The organism is Stenotrophomonas sp. GW821-FHT02D01 (assembly GCF_059421765.1).
Genome location: NZ_JBWKVP010000006.1, coordinates 120,139 through 137,419 on the forward strand (window position 1 = coordinate 120,139; position 17,281 = coordinate 137,419).

The 17,281-nt window shown below is 65.4% G+C and carries 12 protein-coding genes; 6 read left to right on the plus strand and 6 right to left on the minus strand.

The genetic code is table 11. From position 1 onward, the window contains the following. Window positions 1-21: 21 nt before the first annotated feature. The gene (locus AC07UW_RS13750; protein ID WP_495212248.1) at window positions 22-573 is read left to right on the plus strand and encodes a DUF2939 domain-containing protein; all 552 of its coding nucleotides are present in this window, start codon (window positions 22-24) and stop codon (window positions 571-573) included. A 72-nt stretch (window positions 574-645) separates the two neighbouring features. Here AC07UW_RS13750 and AC07UW_RS13755 read toward each other — a convergent pair whose 3' ends face one another. From AC07UW_RS13755 to AC07UW_RS13765, 3 genes are all read right to left on the minus strand, one after another. Beyond that, window positions 646-1,590 (minus strand): 5'-nucleotidase, encoded by a 945-nt coding sequence (locus AC07UW_RS13755; RefSeq protein ID WP_033831508.1) that lies wholly within the window; start codon window positions 1,588-1,590, stop codon window positions 646-648. Between the two features lie 46 nt (window positions 1,591-1,636). Next, window positions 1,637-2,410, minus strand: a complete 774-nt coding sequence (locus AC07UW_RS13760; protein WP_025876850.1) for an NAD kinase — start codon at window positions 2,408-2,410, stop codon at window positions 1,637-1,639. A 193-nt stretch (window positions 2,411-2,603) separates the two neighbouring features. Then, window positions 2,604-7,580, minus strand: a complete 4,977-nt coding sequence (locus AC07UW_RS13765) for an NAD-glutamate dehydrogenase (protein WP_336029722.1) — start codon at window positions 7,578-7,580, stop codon at window positions 2,604-2,606. 250 nt (window positions 7,581-7,830) lie between these two features. On the opposite strand from AC07UW_RS13765, the gene AC07UW_RS13770 reads away from it, so the two are divergent. From AC07UW_RS13770 to AC07UW_RS13780, 3 genes are read left to right on the plus strand one after another with little or no spacing between them, the layout of a single operon-like run. Further along, complete coding sequence (locus AC07UW_RS13770; protein WP_495212249.1) at window positions 7,831-8,487, plus strand: TetR/AcrR family transcriptional regulator; 657 nt, start codon at window positions 7,831-7,833, stop codon at window positions 8,485-8,487. Further along, a complete protein-coding gene (locus tag AC07UW_RS13775) occupies window positions 8,487-9,752 on the plus strand; it encodes an efflux RND transporter periplasmic adaptor subunit (RefSeq protein ID WP_428705067.1) in 1,266 nt (421 codons plus the stop codon). Before AC07UW_RS13770 ends, AC07UW_RS13775 begins: the two co-directional genes overlap by 1 nt. Before the next feature lie 14 nt (window positions 9,753-9,766). Further along, window positions 9,767-12,940 (plus strand): multidrug efflux RND transporter permease subunit, encoded by a 3,174-nt coding sequence (locus tag AC07UW_RS13780; protein WP_025876842.1) that lies wholly within the window; start codon window positions 9,767-9,769, stop codon window positions 12,938-12,940. A gap of 154 nt (window positions 12,941-13,094) precedes the next feature. On the opposite strand, the gene AC07UW_RS13785 is transcribed toward AC07UW_RS13780, so the two are convergent. From AC07UW_RS13785 to AC07UW_RS13795, 3 genes are all read right to left on the minus strand, one after another. Next, window positions 13,095-13,382, minus strand: a complete 288-nt coding sequence (locus tag AC07UW_RS13785) for a hypothetical protein (protein WP_223495653.1) — start codon at window positions 13,380-13,382, stop codon at window positions 13,095-13,097. Window positions 13,383-13,487: 105 nt separating this feature from the next. Further along, a complete protein-coding gene (locus tag AC07UW_RS13790; protein ID WP_223495654.1) occupies window positions 13,488-13,802 on the minus strand; it encodes a hypothetical protein in 315 nt (104 codons plus the stop codon). Window positions 13,803-13,923: 121 nt separating this feature from the next. Beyond that, complete coding sequence (locus AC07UW_RS13795) at window positions 13,924-15,072, minus strand: acyl-CoA dehydrogenase family protein (RefSeq protein WP_495212250.1); 1,149 nt, start codon at window positions 15,070-15,072, stop codon at window positions 13,924-13,926. 163 nt (window positions 15,073-15,235) lie between these two features. Between AC07UW_RS13795 and AC07UW_RS13800 the strand changes: the two genes are divergently transcribed. Then, entirely contained in the window at window positions 15,236-16,165 is a 930-nt protein-coding gene (locus AC07UW_RS13800) for an ArsR/SmtB family transcription factor (RefSeq protein ID WP_089236121.1), read from the plus strand. A gap of 7 nt (window positions 16,166-16,172) precedes the next feature. After that, window positions 16,173-17,267, plus strand: coding sequence for a homocysteine S-methyltransferase family protein (locus AC07UW_RS13805; RefSeq protein WP_428705068.1), 1,095 nt, complete (start codon window positions 16,173-16,175; stop codon window positions 17,265-17,267). Window positions 17,268-17,281: the final 14 nt, after the last annotated feature.

Genomic DNA, 17,281 nt, shown 5'->3' on the forward strand with positions numbered 1-17,281 from the left:
ACTTGCGGCAGGCTGTGCACCATGAAGAAGCTCATTGGCGCCCTCGTTCTGCTGATCGCTGTGGTGGCCGCCTGGTGGTTCGGCGGCCCCTACCTGACCGTGCATGGCCTGTCCAAGGCCATCGAACAACGGGACACCGCCCGTCTGGAGCGCTACGTGGACTTCCCACGCGTGCGTACCAGCCTGCGCGCCCAGCTCAATGATTACCTGGTGCGCCAGGCCGGCCCCGAGGTGGCTGCCAGTCCCTTCGGCGCGCTGCTGTACGGGTTGGGTGACCAGCTGGGCGGCGCCGCGGTGGAAACGATGGTCACCCCCACCGGCATCGGCGCGATGTTGCAGGGCCACGTGCTGTGGAAGCGCGGCCGCAATGAACTGCAGGGCGGCGAGGCCTTGGGTGCAACCGAGCCGGCACGCCCGCTGAAGAACGCCGAACACCACTTCGAAGCCCTGGACCGCTTCGTGGTCGACGTCGATCGCGGACCCGGCCAGCCGCCGTTGAAGGTAGTGCTGGAACCGCAGGGCCTGCGCTGGAAGGTGGTGGACCTGCAGTTGGGGATGTCAGACACTCCGTAAGCGGTATGCCCACCTTTGAGGACACTGATACAAACGACTGCCAACCAAGGTTGGCAACTACCGGGGCAAGCATCACCCCTCGTTGGCGACACCATGCGGCACGTGGCCGGCGGCTACGTGTTCACGCGCACTGTCGATGTTGTGCTGCGAATCGTCAAAGAAGATATCGGCACCAAACGCCTGCAGGAACGGGCCCTTGTGTCGACCACCCAGGAACAGCGCCTCGTCCAGGCGCACGCCCCATTCGCGCAGGGTGCGGATCACCCGCTCGTGCGCCGGTGCCGACCGCGCAGTCACCAGCGCCGTGCGGATGGGCGCGCTGTCGCCGGCCGGGAACACTTCCTGCAACGTGTGCAGCGCAGAGAGGAAACCGCGGAACGGACCGCCACTGAGTGGCTCGCGCGCACGCTCGCGTTCGTGCCGGCCGAAGGCTTCCACTCCCTGCTCGCGCGAGATGCGTTCGCTCTCATCGCCGAAGATCACCGCATCACCATCGAACGCGATGCGCAGCTGCCCGGCCGGGCGGGTGATGTCGATCTGGTCGGCGGCAGCAGCAGCGGTCTCGCCCGGTGGCTTGGGCAAGATGGTTGCCGCGGCGATGCCGTGGCGCAGCGCGCTGCGCACCGATTCCGGATTGGCCGACAGGAACAGGTCGGTACCGAATGGCTTCACGTACGGCCAAGTGGGCTCGCCGGCGGTGAAGGTCGCGCGGATGATGCCCAAGCCGTAGTGCTGGATGGAATTGAAGATGCGCAGGCCGGTATCGGCCGAGTTGCGCGACAACAGGATCACTTCCACGCGCGGGTTCTCGGGGCTGGCGCCCTGGTTCAGCGCCAGCAGCTTGCGCACCACCGGGAAGGCTACGCCCGGCCCGAGGATGTCGTCCTCGTGCTGGCGCTGGTACTCGGCATAGGCAGCCACGCCATCGCTCTCGAACAGCGCATGGCTTTCTTCCAGGTCGAACAGCGCACGCGAGGTCACCGCGACGGTCAGCAAACGGGGGGAGTTGTCGCCCATCGGTGGGGTCCTTCAAGCGGTCGGCAGTGCCGGCCGCCTATTGTCGTCAAAAAACGAACTGTTCGCTCAGGATCCGGTCTTCAAGGTTGTGCTCCGGGTCGAACAGCAGGGTCACCCGGTGCTCGCGCGACTCGCGGATCGTCACTTCGACCACATCGCGGGTCTCGTGCGAATCGGCGGTGACGCTGACCGGACGCTTGTACGGATCGAGCACGCGGAAGCGCACTTCGGTGTCGGCCTTGAGGATGGCGCCGCGCCAGCGCCGCGGACGATACGGGGCCAGCGGCGTCAGGGCGATGGTGTGCGAGCCCAGCGGCAGCACCGGCCCATGCGCGGAGTAGTTGTAGGCGGTGCTTCCGGCCGGGGTGGCCACCAGCACGCCATCGCCGATCAGTTCGCCCACCCGCTCCTGGCCATTGAGGTCGATGCCGATATGCGCCGCCTGCCGGGTCTGGCGCAGCAGCGAGACGTCGTTGTAGGCGAGCGATCCGGTGGTGGTGCCCGATTCGGTCAGCGCCATCATTTCCAGCGGGCGCAGGTGGGCCGGCTCGGCACGGGCGATACGCGCGTGCACGTCGTCGTCGCCGCGGTACTGGTTCATGAGGAAACCCACCGTGCCCAGCTTCATACCGAATACCGGCCTGCCCAAGTGTCCGTGACGATGCAGGGTCTGCAGCATGAAGCCATCGCCGCCCAGCGGGCACAGCACATCGGCCTGGTCCGGGGCGTGGTCGCCATAGCGCGAGACCATCGCTGCGCGTGCCATCTGTGCAGGTTCGGTGGTACTGGCCAGGAAAGCGATGCGGGGGGTGTCGCTCATCGGTGGATCCGGGTGGGTGTGCCAGCAAGAGCATACCCGGTAGTGCCGGCCGCTGGCCGGCAACCGCCTATCTGCGGAGAGGCCCAAGAGGTTGCCGGCCAGCGGCCGGAGCTACCCCCAAAACAAGAACGGCCCCGCTTTCGCGGGGCCGTTCCGGTTCACGCATGCCAGGCGTGGCCTGGCACTACATCACTTACGCGCCGTGGGCAGCGAGCTGACCCAGGCGCTGCACCGCGACCGAAACGGTCGGATAGTCCAGGGTCTTCTGCTCGGCAAGTTCGGCCAGCATCGCCAGGGTGAAGCGCAGGCTGCTGTCGTCACGACCGATCCACGCGGCCACCTTGGCTTCAGCGGTGCTGCCCTTGGTGGCCAGCACCTGACCGGCCAGGCTGCGGTGGTGTGCAGCCAGCTCGTCGCGCAGCACGCCACGGGCCACGGCGTGCCAGCGGCCATTGACCTCCAGCGCGTCGATCTGCTCGAACAGCCAGGGCAGCTGCAGGGCATCGCCCAGGCGGAAGTGGATCTTGGACACATCCACCGGCTTCAGCTTGCGGGTACGGGCCAGTTCGATGATGTCGAACGCCGGTTCCAGGAAGTGCAGTTCGGCCAGCTGCTGTGCCAGCGCCGACGGCAGGCCCTTTTCCTTCCACTCGGCCACCAGGGCTTCGTAGGTCGGACGCTGCGAATCCGGCAGCACACCCGAAGCAACACGGATGTCGTTGAACGGACCCTGGTAGCGGTTGACCGCCTCGGTGATGCCCGGCATCGGGCCCGGGCGCGACAGCAGCCAGCGCACGAACGAACGCTGCAGCTTCCAGATCACTTCCAGCGCGTCGATCTGCACCGACTCCGGCAGGGTGCCGTCGAGGGCGTCGATCTGCGCCCACAGCGCGCGGGCGTCCAGCGTTTCGCGGCTGATGGTGTAGGCCTTGGCGACCTCGGCAATGGAACGGCCGGTGTCTTCCTGCATGCGCATCAGGAAGGTGGCGCCCATGCGGTTGATGGTCTGGTTGGTCACGGCCGTGGCGATGATTTCGCGCTTCAGGCGGTGACGCTCCATCGCGTCGGCGTACTTCTTCTGCAGCGGCGTCGGGAAGTAGCGCTGCAGTTCCTTGGACAGGTACGGATCTTCCGGGATGTCCGAATCCAGCAGCTGGGCGAACGCCACCAGCTTGGAATAGGACAGCAGCACCGACAGTTCCGGACGGGTCAGGCCCTGGCCGCGTGCCTTGCGCTGGGACAGCTCGGCATCGGACGGCAGGAACTCGATCTGGCGATCCAGCAGGCCCTGCTGTTCCAGGGTACGGATGAAGTGCTGCTTGGACCCCAGGCGCTTGACCGCCATCCGCTCCATCAGGCTCAGGGCCTGGTTCTGGCGGTAGTTGTCGTTGAGCACCAGCGCGGCGACTTCGTCCGTCATCGACGCCAGCAGCTTGTTGCGCTGCTCGACGGTCAGCTTCTTGGCCCGCACCACATCGTTGAGCAGGATCTTGATGTTGACTTCGTGGTCGGAGGTATCCACACCGGCCGAGTTGTCGATGAAGTCGGTGTTGAGCAGCACGCCGGCCTGGGCGGCTTCGATGCGGCCCAGCTGGGTCATGCCCAGGTTGCCGCCCTCGCCCACCACCTTGCAGCGCAGCTCGCCACCGTTCACGCGCAGGGCGTTGTTGGCGCGGTCGCCGACATCGCTGTGCTGCTCGCTGGCGGCCTTGACATAGGTACCGATGCCGCCGTTCCACAGTAGGTCGACCGGCGCCTTCAGGATGGCGCTCATCAGATCGTTCGGCGACAGCGCCTTGACGCTCTCGTCCAGGCCCAGCACCTCACGCACCTGCGGGGTGATCTCGATCGACTTCAGGCTGCGCGGATACACGCCGCCGCCCTTGCTGATCAGCTTGGCGTCGTAATCCGCCCAGCTCGAACGCGGCACGGTGAACAGACGCTCACGTTCGACGAACGTGGTCGCTGCATCAGGGTTCGGGTCCAGGAAGATGTGGCGGTGGTCGAACGCAGCGACCAGGCGGATGTGGCGCGACAGCAGCATGCCGTTGCCGAACACGTCGCCGGACATGTCGCCGACGCCAACCGCGGTGAAGTCCTGGGTCTGGCTGTCACGGCCCAGTGCACGGAAGTGGCGCTTGACCGACTCCCACGCGCCGCGCGCGGTGATACCCATGCCCTTGTGGTCGTAACCGACCGAACCGCCGGAGGCGAACGCATCGCCCATCCAGAAGCCGTGCGCGATGGCCAGGCCGTTGGCGATGTCGGAGAAGGTCGCGGTGCCCTTGTCGGCGGCCACCACCAGGTACGGATCGTCCATGTCATGGCGCACGACATCCACCGGCGGCACGATCTTGTTGTTGACGATGTTGTCGGTGATGTCCAGCAGGCCCTGGATGAACAGCTTGTAGCAGGCCACGCCGTTGGCGAAGATCGCGTCGCGATCGCCGTTCACCGGCGGCATCTTGGCGAAGAAGCCGCCCTTCGCACCGACCGGCACGATGACGGTGTTCTTGACCATCTGCGCCTTGACCAGGCCCAGCACTTCGGTGCGGAAATCTTCGCGGCGATCCGACCAGCGCAGGCCGCCACGGGCGACGGCACCGAAGCGCAGGTGGGTACCTTCCACGCGCGGGCCGTACACGAAGATTTCGCGGTACGGGCGCGGCTTGGGCAGGTCCGGCACCAAGGCCGAATCAAACTTGAAGCTGATGACATGGCCGTGCTGGCCGTTGGCATCGGTCTGGTAGTAGCTGGTGCGCAGGGTCGCATCGATCACGCCCATGAAGGAACGCAGGATGCGGTCCTCGTCCAGGCTGGACACGCGGTCCATCAGCTTCAGCAGCGCTTCGCGCGCGGCCTGCATCTGCGCATCGCGGTCACCCTTGCGGGCGTCGACCACGGTCTTGAGCACCTTCAGGGTGGCCTCGTCGCCGGCAGCCAGCACGTCGAGGTGGGCCTTCAGCTGCGCCTGGCCGGTGGCGATGTCTTCCTTGCTTTCATGACCGGTGGCCGGATCGAAGCGGGCTTCGAACAGCTCGACCAGCAGGCGTGCCAGCAGCGGGTAGCGGGTGAAGGTACCTTCGACGTAAGCCTGCGAGAACGGCACGCCGGTCTGCAGCAGGTACTTGCAGTAGCCGCGCAGCATGGCGACCTGGCGCCAGTGCAGGCCGGCAGCCAGCACCAGGCGGTTGAAGCCATCGTTCTCGGCATCGCCGTGCCAGACGCGGGCAAAGGTCTCACCGAAGGCTTCATCGACGCTGGCCGCATCGATCGCACCGGCAGTCGACTCGACCTCGAAGTCCTGCACGTACACCGGCGCGTTGTCCACCGACAGGCGGTACGGGCGCTCGGCGATCACGCGCAGGCCCATGTTTTCCATCATCGGCAGCGCGTCCGACAGCGGGATGTCATCCAGCTGGCGATACAGCTTCAGGCGCAGGCCATCGCCGGATTCGCGCGGCACGGCCTGCAGGCTCAGGCGCAGGTCGTCCGGACCGGTCAGCGCATCGAGCTGGCTGACATCGTTGGCGGCAACGGCGGTGCTGTTGTCTTCGATGTAACCGGCCGGCAGTGCCTTGCCGATACGCGCAGCGATGCGCAGGCCTTCGGCTTCGCCATGGCGGGTGACCAGCGCTTCGCGCAGGTCGTCCTGCCAGTTACGCAGCACCTGGGCCAGCTTCTGCTCCAGTTCGGCGGTGTCGACGTCAAGCATTTCGCCCGGCTTCGGACGCACGATCAGGTGCACCTGGGCCAGCGGCGATTCACCCAGCACCACCGAGCTGTCCACGTACTCGCCGTGCAGCGCTTCCTTGAGCATCGCTTCGATGCGCAGGCGCACGTCGGTGTTGAAACGCTCGCGCGGCAGGTAGACCAGCGCGGAAATGAAACGGCTGTACTTGTCGCGGCGCAGGAACAGGCGGCTGCGCACACGCTCCTGCAGGCCCAGCACGCCCATTGCGGTGCGGAACAGTTCGTCCTCGCTGGACTGGAACAGTTCTTCACGCGGCAGGGTTTCCAGGATGTGGCGCAGGGCCTTGCCGCTATGGCTGGAGCCAGCCAGGCCGGACTGCTTCATCACGTGCTCGTAGCGCTGGCGCACCAGCGGGATTTCCCACGGGCGGCGGTTGTAGGCGCTGGAAGTAAACAGGCCGAGGAAGCGCTGTTCGCCGATGATCTTGCCCTTGGCGTCGAATTCCAGCACGCCGATGTAGTCCATGTAACCGGCACGATGCACGCGCGAACGGGCGTTGGTCTTGGTCAGGATCAGCGCGTCCTTCAGCCCGGACGTGGTGTTCAGGCCCTGCGCGGCCAAGGTCTTGACCGGACGTGCAGCGGACTTGTCCTTGCCGCGCATCAGGCCCAGGCCGGTGTCGTTCAGCGGCGCCAGCACGTCTTCCTTGCCCTGCTTCTCGACGCGGTACTCGCGGTAGCCGAAGAAGGTGAAGTGGTTGTCGGCGGCCCAGCGCAGGAATTCCTGTGCTTCCTTGCGCGAGGCAGCGTCGACAGGCAGCTGGCGGCTGCCGAGGTCGTCGGCCAGCGCCAGCGCCTTGTCCTGCATCGGCTGCCAGTCGCGTACGATGGCGCGCACTTCATCCAGCGCCTTGTTGATGGCCTGCTCGATGTCTGCCATGGCTTCGGCCGGCTGGCGGTCGATCTCCAGCAGCATCACCGATTCCAGCTGGCCCTCGCCGACCTTGGTCAGCTTGCCAGCCTTGTCACGGGTGAAATGCAGCACCGGGTGGCCCAGCACATGCACGCCAACACCATGCTCGGCCAGCGACATGGTTACGGTGTCGACCAGGAACGGCATGTCGTCGTTGATGATCTGCAGCACGGTGTGCGGCGATTCCCAGCCATTGGCCTTCACCGTCGGGTTGAAGACGCGGACGTTGGCCTTGCCCGATTTGCGGGCGCGGGCAAATTCCAGCGTTTCGGCGGCAAGCGCGGCCCATTCCTCAGCGCTGTGATGGGGGAACTCGTCGGCCTCCATGCGCTTGTAGAAGCTGGAGGCAAATGCCACTGCCTCGGCCTGAGCGGCCGCGGGGTAACGCTTGCGCAAGGCCGTGTACACCGGCTCCAGGGAGAAACCAGCGGTCACTGCGACCTCCGACTCAACTGGTTTGCTTTTGTTTTTCACGGTCTTGGCTGCGGTTTTTTGCGGTTTCATGGCAGAGCGGCGCGCTTGCTCAGTTGGGAAAATGAAATTGTAGCCCTACCGCACGAAAAGGCCTTGCTGCAGGACGGAATAACCAGATTCGGGTTTGCTGCGGTTTAGACGCCCTATTCAGTTCGCACCGGTATGGGCATCGCAGTCGCACAGCGTTGCCGACAGGATCGGCAAAACGTGTTACCGGAAGACACATGCGGCAACATCGGCGCGATTCCACAATCCTGAACTGGACGGTATAGTCCACCGCGTGAATCCGGCCTACCTTCCTGTCGCCCTCGACGCGCGTGATGAGCGCGTGTTCGACGCCGTGCGCGAACTGCTTGCCCAACAGGGCATGCAGATGAGCATGGACGCGGTCGCCCAGCATGCAGGCTGCTCGAAGCAGACCCTGTACTCGCGCTACGGCAACAAGCAGGCCCTGCTGCGGCGGGTGATGCAGCGCCACGTGGGCCACGCCACCGGGGCCATGCTGCGTGCACTCCGCGGTGACGACCTGCGTGGCAGCCTGCTGCAGTTCGCCACCGACTTCCTGGAGCACTTCAACCAGCCCCACGTCGGCCAGGCCTGCCGCCTGATCGCCGCCGATGCAGCACAGTTTCCCGAAGAGGCGCGTACGCTGTACCGGCATGGCGCCGGCGCGTTGACGCTTCATCTTGCTGAATGGATTGAAAGCGTTTGCAGTCGCGGTCTGCTGCGGCATGACGACCCGCACTTCATGGCCGAACTGCTGCTGAGCATGATCGCCGGTCAGGATTTCGACAAACAGCGCTTCCATACCCCCCATCGTGATGACGCAGCGTTGCGTCGGCGCTGGGCAGAGTTCTCCGTCGATGGCTTCCTGCGCGCGTTCGCGCCGCAGCCCTCGCCGGCCCCGTCTTCAAACCAACCCCGGAGTTCCTCCTGATGACCGCCCCACTCCGCACCCTTGCCTTGACGTGCGCCGTTGCTGTCGCCGTAGCTGCCTGCAAGAAGCCGGAACAGCCGACGCCCCCACCGCCGGAGGTGGGCGTGATCGACGCCAAGCCGCAGACCCTGCCGCTGCAGCGCGAGCTGGTCGGTCGCCTGTCGCCGTTCCGCAGCGCCGATGTGCGCGCCCGCGTGCCCGGCGTGCTGCTCAAGCGCGTCTATCAGGAAGGCAGCGAGGTCAAGCAGGGCCAGACCCTGTTCCTGATCGACCCTGCGCCGCTGCGCGCCTCGCTCAGCGCCTCCGAAGCCCAGCTGGCTTCGGCCCGCGCGACCTACGCCAACGCCAAGGTCGCCGCTGACCGCGCCCGTTCGCTGGCACCGCAGAAGTTCGTGTCCAAGGCTGACCTGGACAACGCCGAGTCGGCCGAGCGCACCGCGCTGGCCGCGGTCAAGCAGGCCGAAGCCTCGGTGACCAGCAGCCGCATCAGCCTGGGCTATACCAACGTCACCGCTCCGATCAGCGGCGTGGCCAACAAGCAGCAGGTCACCGAAGGCGCGCTGGTCGGCCAGGGCGATGTGACCCTGCTGACCACCGTGGACCAGCTCGACCCGCTGTACGTGAACTTCTCGCTGAGCGTGGATGAACTGACCCAGCTGCGTGCGCAGCAGGCCAAGGGCACCTTGGCCCTGTCCGGCGACGGCAAGGCCACGGTCAACGTCAAGCTGGCCGACGGCAGCACCTACAGCGAGCCGGGCACGCTGGACTTCTCCTCGACCACGGTCGACCCGGCCACCGGCGCGGTGTCGCTGCGTGCGGTGTTGCCGAACCCGCAGAAGATCCTGCTGCCGGGCGCCTTCGTCAGCTTCCAGGCCAACCTGGGCGAGCGCAACAACGCCTACCTGGTGCCGCAGCAGGCCCTGCTGCGTGACACCACCGGCGGCTATGTGATGGTGGTGGGCGCAGACGGCAAGGTCGTCCGCAAGAACGTCAAGACCGACGGCGCGCAGAACGGCAACTGGCTGGTCAGCGAGGGCCTGGCTGCCGGTGACAAGGTGGTCGTCGCCGGCGTGCAGAAGGTCAAGGAGGGTACGCCGGCCACGGCCAAGCCGTGGACCCCGGGCCAGGACGCCAACGGCAAGCCTGCCGCCGGCGGTGCTGCTCCGGGCGCGCCTGCCGCAGCTCCGGCCGACGCCAAGGCACCGGCCAAGGCTGACCAGGCCGACAAGGCCGAGCCGGCCGCCACCGAATCGAACAAGCAGTAACGGGACCTTCCGTCATGCCTAAATTTTTCATCGAACATCCAGTCTTCGCCTGGGTGGTAGCGATCCTGATCTCGCTCAGCGGCGTGATCGCGATCCTCAACCTCGGCGTTGAGTCCTACCCCAACATCGCCCCGCCGCAGGTGACCGTCTCGGCCACCTACCCGGGTGCAAGCGCGGACACCACGGAAAAATCGGTCACCCAGGTGATCGAGCAGCAGCTGACCGGTATCGATCACCTGCTGTACTTCAGCTCCTCGTCCGCGTCCAACGGCCGCGCCTCGATCACCCTGACCTTCGAGACCGGTACCGATCCGGATATCGCCCAGGTGCAGGTGCAGAACAAGGTCTCGCTGGCCACGCCGCGACTGCCTTCGGAAGTCACCCAGCAGGGCGTGGTGGTGGCCAAGGCCAACGCTGGCTTCCTGATGGTGGTGGCCCTGCAGTCCGATACGCCGACCATCAACCGTGACGCACTGAACGACATCGTCGGTTCGCGCGTGCTCGACCAGGTCTCGCGCATCCCCGGCGTCGGCAGCACTCAGCAGTTCGGTTCCGAGTACGCCATGAACATCTGGCTCAACCCGGAAAAGATGCAGGGCTATGGCCTGTCGGCCAGCCAGGTGCTGGCGGCGGTACGCGCGCAGAACGTGCAGTTCGCCGCCGGTGCGCTGGGCTCCGACCCGTCGCCGGAAGGCCAGCACTTCACCGCCACGGTGTCGGCCGAAGGCCGCTTCAGCTCGCCGCAGGAGTTCGAGAACATCATCCTGCGCGCCAATGCCGATGGCTCGCGCGTGCTGTTGAAGGACATCGCCCGCGTCGCCTTCGGTGCCAACAACTACGGCTTTGATACCCAGTACAACGGCAAGCCCACCGGCGCCTTCGCCATCCAGCTGCTGCCGGGCGCCAACGCCCTGAACGTGGCCGAGGCGGTGCGCGGCAAGATGGACGAGCTGCAGCCCAGCTTCCCGGCCGGCGTCACCTGGTTCTCGCCGTACGACAGCACCACCTTCGTCAAGATCTCGATCCAGGAAGTGGTCAAGACCCTGTTCGAAGCGGTGTTGCTGGTGTTCCTGGTGATGCTGATCTTCCTGCAGAACTTCCGCGCCACCCTGATCCCCACGCTGGTGATCCCGGTAGCGCTGCTGGGTACGTTCCTGGGCATGTGGATGATCGGCTTCACGATCAACCAGCTGACCCTGTTTGCGATGGTGCTGGCGATCGGCATCGTGGTCGATGACGCGATCGTGGTGATCGAGAACGTCGAACGCATCATGACCGAGGAAGGCCTGGCGCCGAAGCCGGCCACGCAGAAGGCGATGACCCAGATCACCGGTGCGGTGGTGGCCATCACCGTCGTGCTGGCGGCGGTGTTCATCCCCTCGGCCCTGCAGGGCGGTGCGGCCGGTGAGATCTACAAGCAGTTCGCCCTGACCATCGCCATCTCGATGGCGTTCTCGGCGTTCCTGGCGCTGGGTTTCACCCCGGCGCTGTGCGCGACGTTCCTCAAGCCGACGCACAACGACAACCCGAACATCGTCTACCGCACCTTCAACAAGTACTACGACAAGATCAGCCACACCTATGTGGGCCACATCACCTCCGCGGTGCGCCATGCACCACGCTGGATGATCCTGTTCGTGGTGCTGACCGCGCTGTGCGGTTTCCTGTTCACCCGCATGCCGGGCAGCTTCCTGCCTGAGGAAGACCAGGGCTATGCACTGGCGATCGTGCAGTTGCCGCCGGGCTCGACCAAGAGCCAGACCAACGAAGCGTTCGCACAGATGCGCGGCATCCTGGAAAAGCAGGATGGCTATGAAGGCATGCTGCAGGTGGCCGGCTTCAGCTTCGTCGGCTCCGGCGAGAACGTGGGCATGGGCTTCATCCGCCTGAAGCCGTGGGAAGAGCGCAAGTTCACTGCTCCGGAATTCATCCAGAACATGAACGGCGCGTTCTACGGCATCAAGGAAGCGCAGATCTTCGTGGTCAACCTGCCGACCGTGCAGGGCCTTGGCCAGTTCGGTGGCTTCGACATGTGGCTGCAGGACCGCAGCGGTGCCGGTTACGAGCAGCTGACCCAGGCCCGCAACATCCTGCTCGGCCAGGCCGCGCAGAAGCCGGACCACCTGGTGGGCGTGCGCCCGAACGGCCTGGAAAACGCCCCGCAGCTGCAGCTGCACGTGGACCGCGTGCAGGCGCAGTCGATGGGCATGTCGGTGTCGGACGTGTACAGCACCATCCAGCTGATGCTGGCCCCGGTGTACGTCAACGACTTCTTCTACGAAGGCCGCATCAAGCGCGTGACCATGCAGGCTGATGGTCCGTACCGTACCGGCCAGGAATCGCTGAAGAGCTTCTACAGCCCGTCCAGCCTGACCACCAATGCCGATGGCACCAACGCGATGATTCCGTTGAGCACGGTGGTCAAGTCCGAATGGGTCTCGGCACCGCCGTCGCTGAGCCGCTACAACGGCTACTCGGCGATCAACATCGTCGGCTCGCAGGCACCGGGCACCAGCTCGGGTGAAGCGATGCAGACCATGGAAGGCATCGTCAACGACGACCTGCCGGCAGGCTTCGGCTACGACTGGTCCGGCCTGTCCTACCAGGAAATCCTGGCCGGCAATGCCGCGACGCTGCTGCTGGTGCTGTCCATCGTGGTGGTGTTCCTGTGCCTGGCCGCGCTGTATGAAAGCTGGTCGATCCCGGTGGCGGTGCTGCTGGTGGTGCCGCTCGGCGTGCTGGGCGCACTCGCCCTGTCGATGATGCGTGGCCTGCCGAACGATCTGTTCTTCAAGATCGGCCTGATCACGGTGATCGGCCTGGCCGCGAAGAACGCGATCCTGATCGTGGAGTTCGCGGTGGAGCAGCGTGCAGCGGGCAAGACCCTGCGCGATGCCACCATCGAAGCGGCGCGCCTGCGATTCCGCCCGATCCTGATGACGTCCTTCGCGTTCATCATGGGCGTCATCCCGATGGCGATCTCCACCGGTGCCGGCGCCAACTCGCGTCACGCCATCGGTACCGGCGTGATCGGCGGCATGCTGTTCGCCACCCTGCTCGGCCTGCTGATGATCCCGGTGTTCTTCGTGGTGGTGCGCCGCATGCTGGGCGACAAGCTGGATGAACCGTCGAAGGAATTCCTCGGCCGCCAGCGTGATGCGGAAAGCGCCCACCGCCCGGATCGTTGATCCGACGGTAAGTTGAAACGAGGAAGGCCCCGGAGCGATCCGGGGCCTTTTTCTTTGCTGCTTTTGAATTCATGCCAACCAAGGTTGGCATCTACCAAAGCAGCGGCATGCCCGGTAGCCGCCAACCTTGGTTGGCGCTCTCCAAGGCGACGTGTCAGCGCAGCAGCGCGATCACGGCGCACACCGCCACGAGAACCAGCGCGGCCCATTGCATGGGCACGAAGAAGAAATGATGGGGTGCGGCCTCACCCTTATGCCGCGGCGCACGGTTAAGCCACAGGCCCAGCAGCACGTTCACTGCCGCACCGATGCCACCACCCAGCAGCACCTGCTGCAGCGGGATGTTGCCCTTGGGGCCGTCGTGCGGGAAGAAGTACGCCAGCAACAGGATGCCTGCGATCGGCGTCACCAGCGTCATGAAGCCCCAGCCGCGGTAGATCATGCGGTATCTCCAGAAAAACGATCCGCATTGGAGCAGCATGAATCCTGGCAGGCAAGAGGCGGACACGCCATCTGGACACCTGATTCCCGCAGCAGTCGCTCGGCGCTAGACGTTCCAGCCTGCGCGGGCTACGGCCAGTCGCAGTTGTTCTTGTAGTTGCGCCAGCGAGTGCGCCTGCGCGCTGAACAGCGGGACGTCCCAATCGGTTCCGTCGATCAGCAGGATCCGGAAGCTGCCAGAAGCATCAAACTCGGGATACCAACCGACGTCGAGCACCTTGCCGCCAGGCAACTGCCACTGCAGAAGATCTTCTTTCAACGCGTCCAGCTGTCCCAGCAAGGGCAACCCGGGATCCACATGGAAATCCAGAAACGCACCTGGCGCACTCAGCTGGTCGATGCGTTCGATCAACGCGTCCATGACTCGTTTCCTCTTCCAGTTCCTGGCCGACGGATGGGCAGAAGCACTAGGCAACGACCTCATCCACGCATGGCGTGGATCTACTGCCGCGCCGCCATTGCAGCGGCGCGGCACGGGAAAATCAACGCAGACCGGTTTCGTTGCGGGCGATCACCAGGCGCTGGATCTCCGAGGTGCCTTCGTAGATCTCGGTGATCTTGGCATCACGGAAGTAGCGCTCCAGCGGCATTTCCTTGGAATAGCCCATGCCGCCATGGATCTGTACGGCCTGGTGGGTGATCCACATCGCCGCTTCCGAAGCGGTCAGCTTGGCGATGGCGGCCTCGTTGCTGAAGCGCTTGCCCTCGCCCTTCACCCATGCTGCACGCAGGGTCAGCAGCAGCGCCGCGTCCAGCTTGCACTTCATGTCGGCGATCTTCGCCTGGGTCATCTGGAAGGTACCGATGGCCGCACCGAAGGCCTTGCGGTCCTTCACGTACTCCAGGGTCGCTTCATAGGCGGCACGGGCGATACCGATCGCCTGCGAGGCGATGCCGATGCGGCCGGCGTCGAGTACGCCCATGGCGATCTTGAAGCCCTCGCCTTCCTGGCCCAGCACGTCTTCCGGCTGCGCCACGTAATCGTTGAACTCGATCTCGCAGGTGGCCGAGGCACGGATGCCCAGCTTCGGTTCGGTCTTGCCGCGGCCGAATCCGGCCTTGTCGGTGTCGATCATGAACGCGGTGATGCCACGCGCGCCCTTGTCCGGCTCGCTCATCGCGAACAGCACGATGTACTTGGCCACCGGGCCGGAGGTGATCCAGCTCTTCTTGCCATTGATGACGTAGCTGCCATCGGCCTGTTTGATCGCACGGCAACGCATCGCAGTGGCGTCCGAACCGGACTGCGGCTCGGTCAGCGCGAACGCGCCGATGGCGGTACCCTCGGCGATGGCCCGCACGTACTTCTGCTTCTGCGCTTCGCTGCCATGGGTCAGGATGCCGTTGCAGAACAGCGAATTGTTGACCGACATGATGGTCGAGTGCGCAGCATCACCGGCGGCGACCTCCACCATCGCCAGCACGTACGCGATCGGGTCCATGCCTGCGCCGCCATATTCGGCCGGCACTTCGATGCCCATCAGGCCGTTCTCGCCCAGCAGGCGGATGTTGTCCAGCGGGAACTCGCCCGTACGGTCATGGTGCTCCGCACTCGGGGCGATCTTTTCCTGCGCGATGCGACGCGCCACGTCCTGCAGCATCAACTGCTCTTCGGTAAAGCTGAAATCCACAACACCCTCCCGGGTACATGATGTTATGGGCCGCGCAGCGCGCGCCCAGGTGCCCCGATTGTACCGGGGCCGGGCATCGGCGGCTGACTCGCGGGGAGCCGCGGCTTGACCGGAAGAGGGCTGGTCGGCGAATATATCTCTATATCGCGATAGGTAGATGTTTATGGATCTGGAAGACTGGTCGACCCGCCTGAAGGTGTTCGCCGATGCTACCCGTGTGCGCCTGCTGGCGCTGCTGGAGCAGGAAGAGCTGACCGTGGCCGAGCTTTCGGCCATCACCCGGCTGGCGCAACCGCGGGTATCGACTCATCTGGCGCGCCTGAAGGAAGCCGGCCTGGTGCGCGACCGCCGTGCGGGCGTGTCGGCCTATTACCGCTTCGACGAGGCCCAGCTGGACCCGGCGCAGCGTGCATTGTGGCATGCCCTGAGCAACGGAAGCGACGACCCGTTGCTGCGCCAGGATGCTGAACGGGTCGCTGCAGTGCTCGCCCACCGCGCTTCCGACCAGAACTGGGCCGACAGCGTGGCTGGCGACATGGAGCGCCACTATTCCCCAGGGCGTACCTGGGAAGCATTGGCGCGCACCGCGCTACCTTTGCTGGAAACCGGCGACGTGCTGGATATCGCCTCCGGTGACGGCGTGCTGGCCGAACTGGTCGCCCCGCATGCACGGCGCTACGTGTGCATCGACACCAGCGCACGCGTGGTGGCTGCCGCCAGCGAACGCCTGCGCCGCCTGCCGAACGTTGAAGTGCGCGAGGGTGACATGCATGCCCTGCCCTTCAAGGACCGCAGCTTCGACCTGGTCGTGCTGATGCACGCGCTCACTTACGCCAGCAAGCCGGCGCAGGCGGTCACCGAGGCCGCGCGCGTGCTGCGCCCGGGCGGTCGCCTGCTGCTGTGCAGCCTGGCCCGTCATGAGCACAAAGCCGCGGTCGATGCCTATGGCCACGTCAACCTCGGCTTCAGCGACAAGGAGCTGAAGAAGTTCGTCGACAAGGCAGGCCTGCAGGTATCCAACCTGGAAACAGTCACCCGCGAAAAGCGCCCGCCGCATTTCGAAGTGATTTCGCTGATCGCCAACAAGCCCTGAGGCCGACATGCCCGCCCTGCCCTGGTTGCACCCGGAACGCGTGGAATCGCTGCTCGCTGCCCTGCGTGATCGCATCCTGATCATCGACGGCGCGATGGGAACGATGATCCAGCGACACGGCCTGCAGGAAGACGATTACCGGGGCGAGCGCTTCGCCGGTGGTTACGACCACGCCCATGGCCCCGGCTGCGACCATGGCGGGACACCCGAAGGCCACGACCTGAAAGGCAACAACGATCTGTTGCTGCTGACCCGACCGGAAGTCATCGCAGGCATCCACACCGCCTACCTGGAAGCGGGCGCGGACCTGGTGGAAACCAACACCTTCAATGCCACCTCGGTCAGCCAGGCCGACTACCACCTTGAACATCTGGTGTACGAGCTGAACAAGGCAGGCGCTGCCGTTGCCCGTGCCTGTTGTGATGCGGTGGCGGCGACCACGCCGGGCAAGCCGCGCTTCGTCATCGGCGTGCTCGGCCCGACCAGCCGCACCGCCTCGATCAGCCCGGACGTCAATGATCCCGGCTTCCGCAACACCAGTTTCGATGAGCTGCGCGGTACCTACCGCGAAGCCATTGACGGGCTGATCGATGGCGGCGCCGACACGATCATGGTCGAGACCATCTTCGATACGCTCAACGCCAAGGCCGCACTGTATGCCATCGAGGAAGCCTTCGATGCACGTGGCGCGCGGCTGCCGATCATGATTTCCGGCACCATCACCGATGCCTCCGGGCGCACCCTGTCCGGGCAGACCGCCGAAGCGTTCCAAGCGTCGCTGGCGCATGCACGGCCGTTGTCGATCGGCCTGAACTGCGCGCTCGGCGCCGATGCCATGCGTCCGCACGTGGAAACCCTGTCGCAGGTGTCGGACTGCTACGTCAGTGCCCATCCCAACGCCGGCCTGCCCAACGCCTTCGGCGAGTACGACGAAACGCCCGAGGAGATGGCCGCCACCCTGCGTGGCTTTGCCGAAGATGGCCTGCTCAACCTGGTCGGCGGCTGCTGTGGCTCCACCCCGGACCACATCCGCGCGATCGCGCTGGCGGTGGCCGGGCTGCCGCCGCGCGCCCTGCCTGCCGCCCAGGTGCAGGCGGCATGAACACCTCCGCCCCC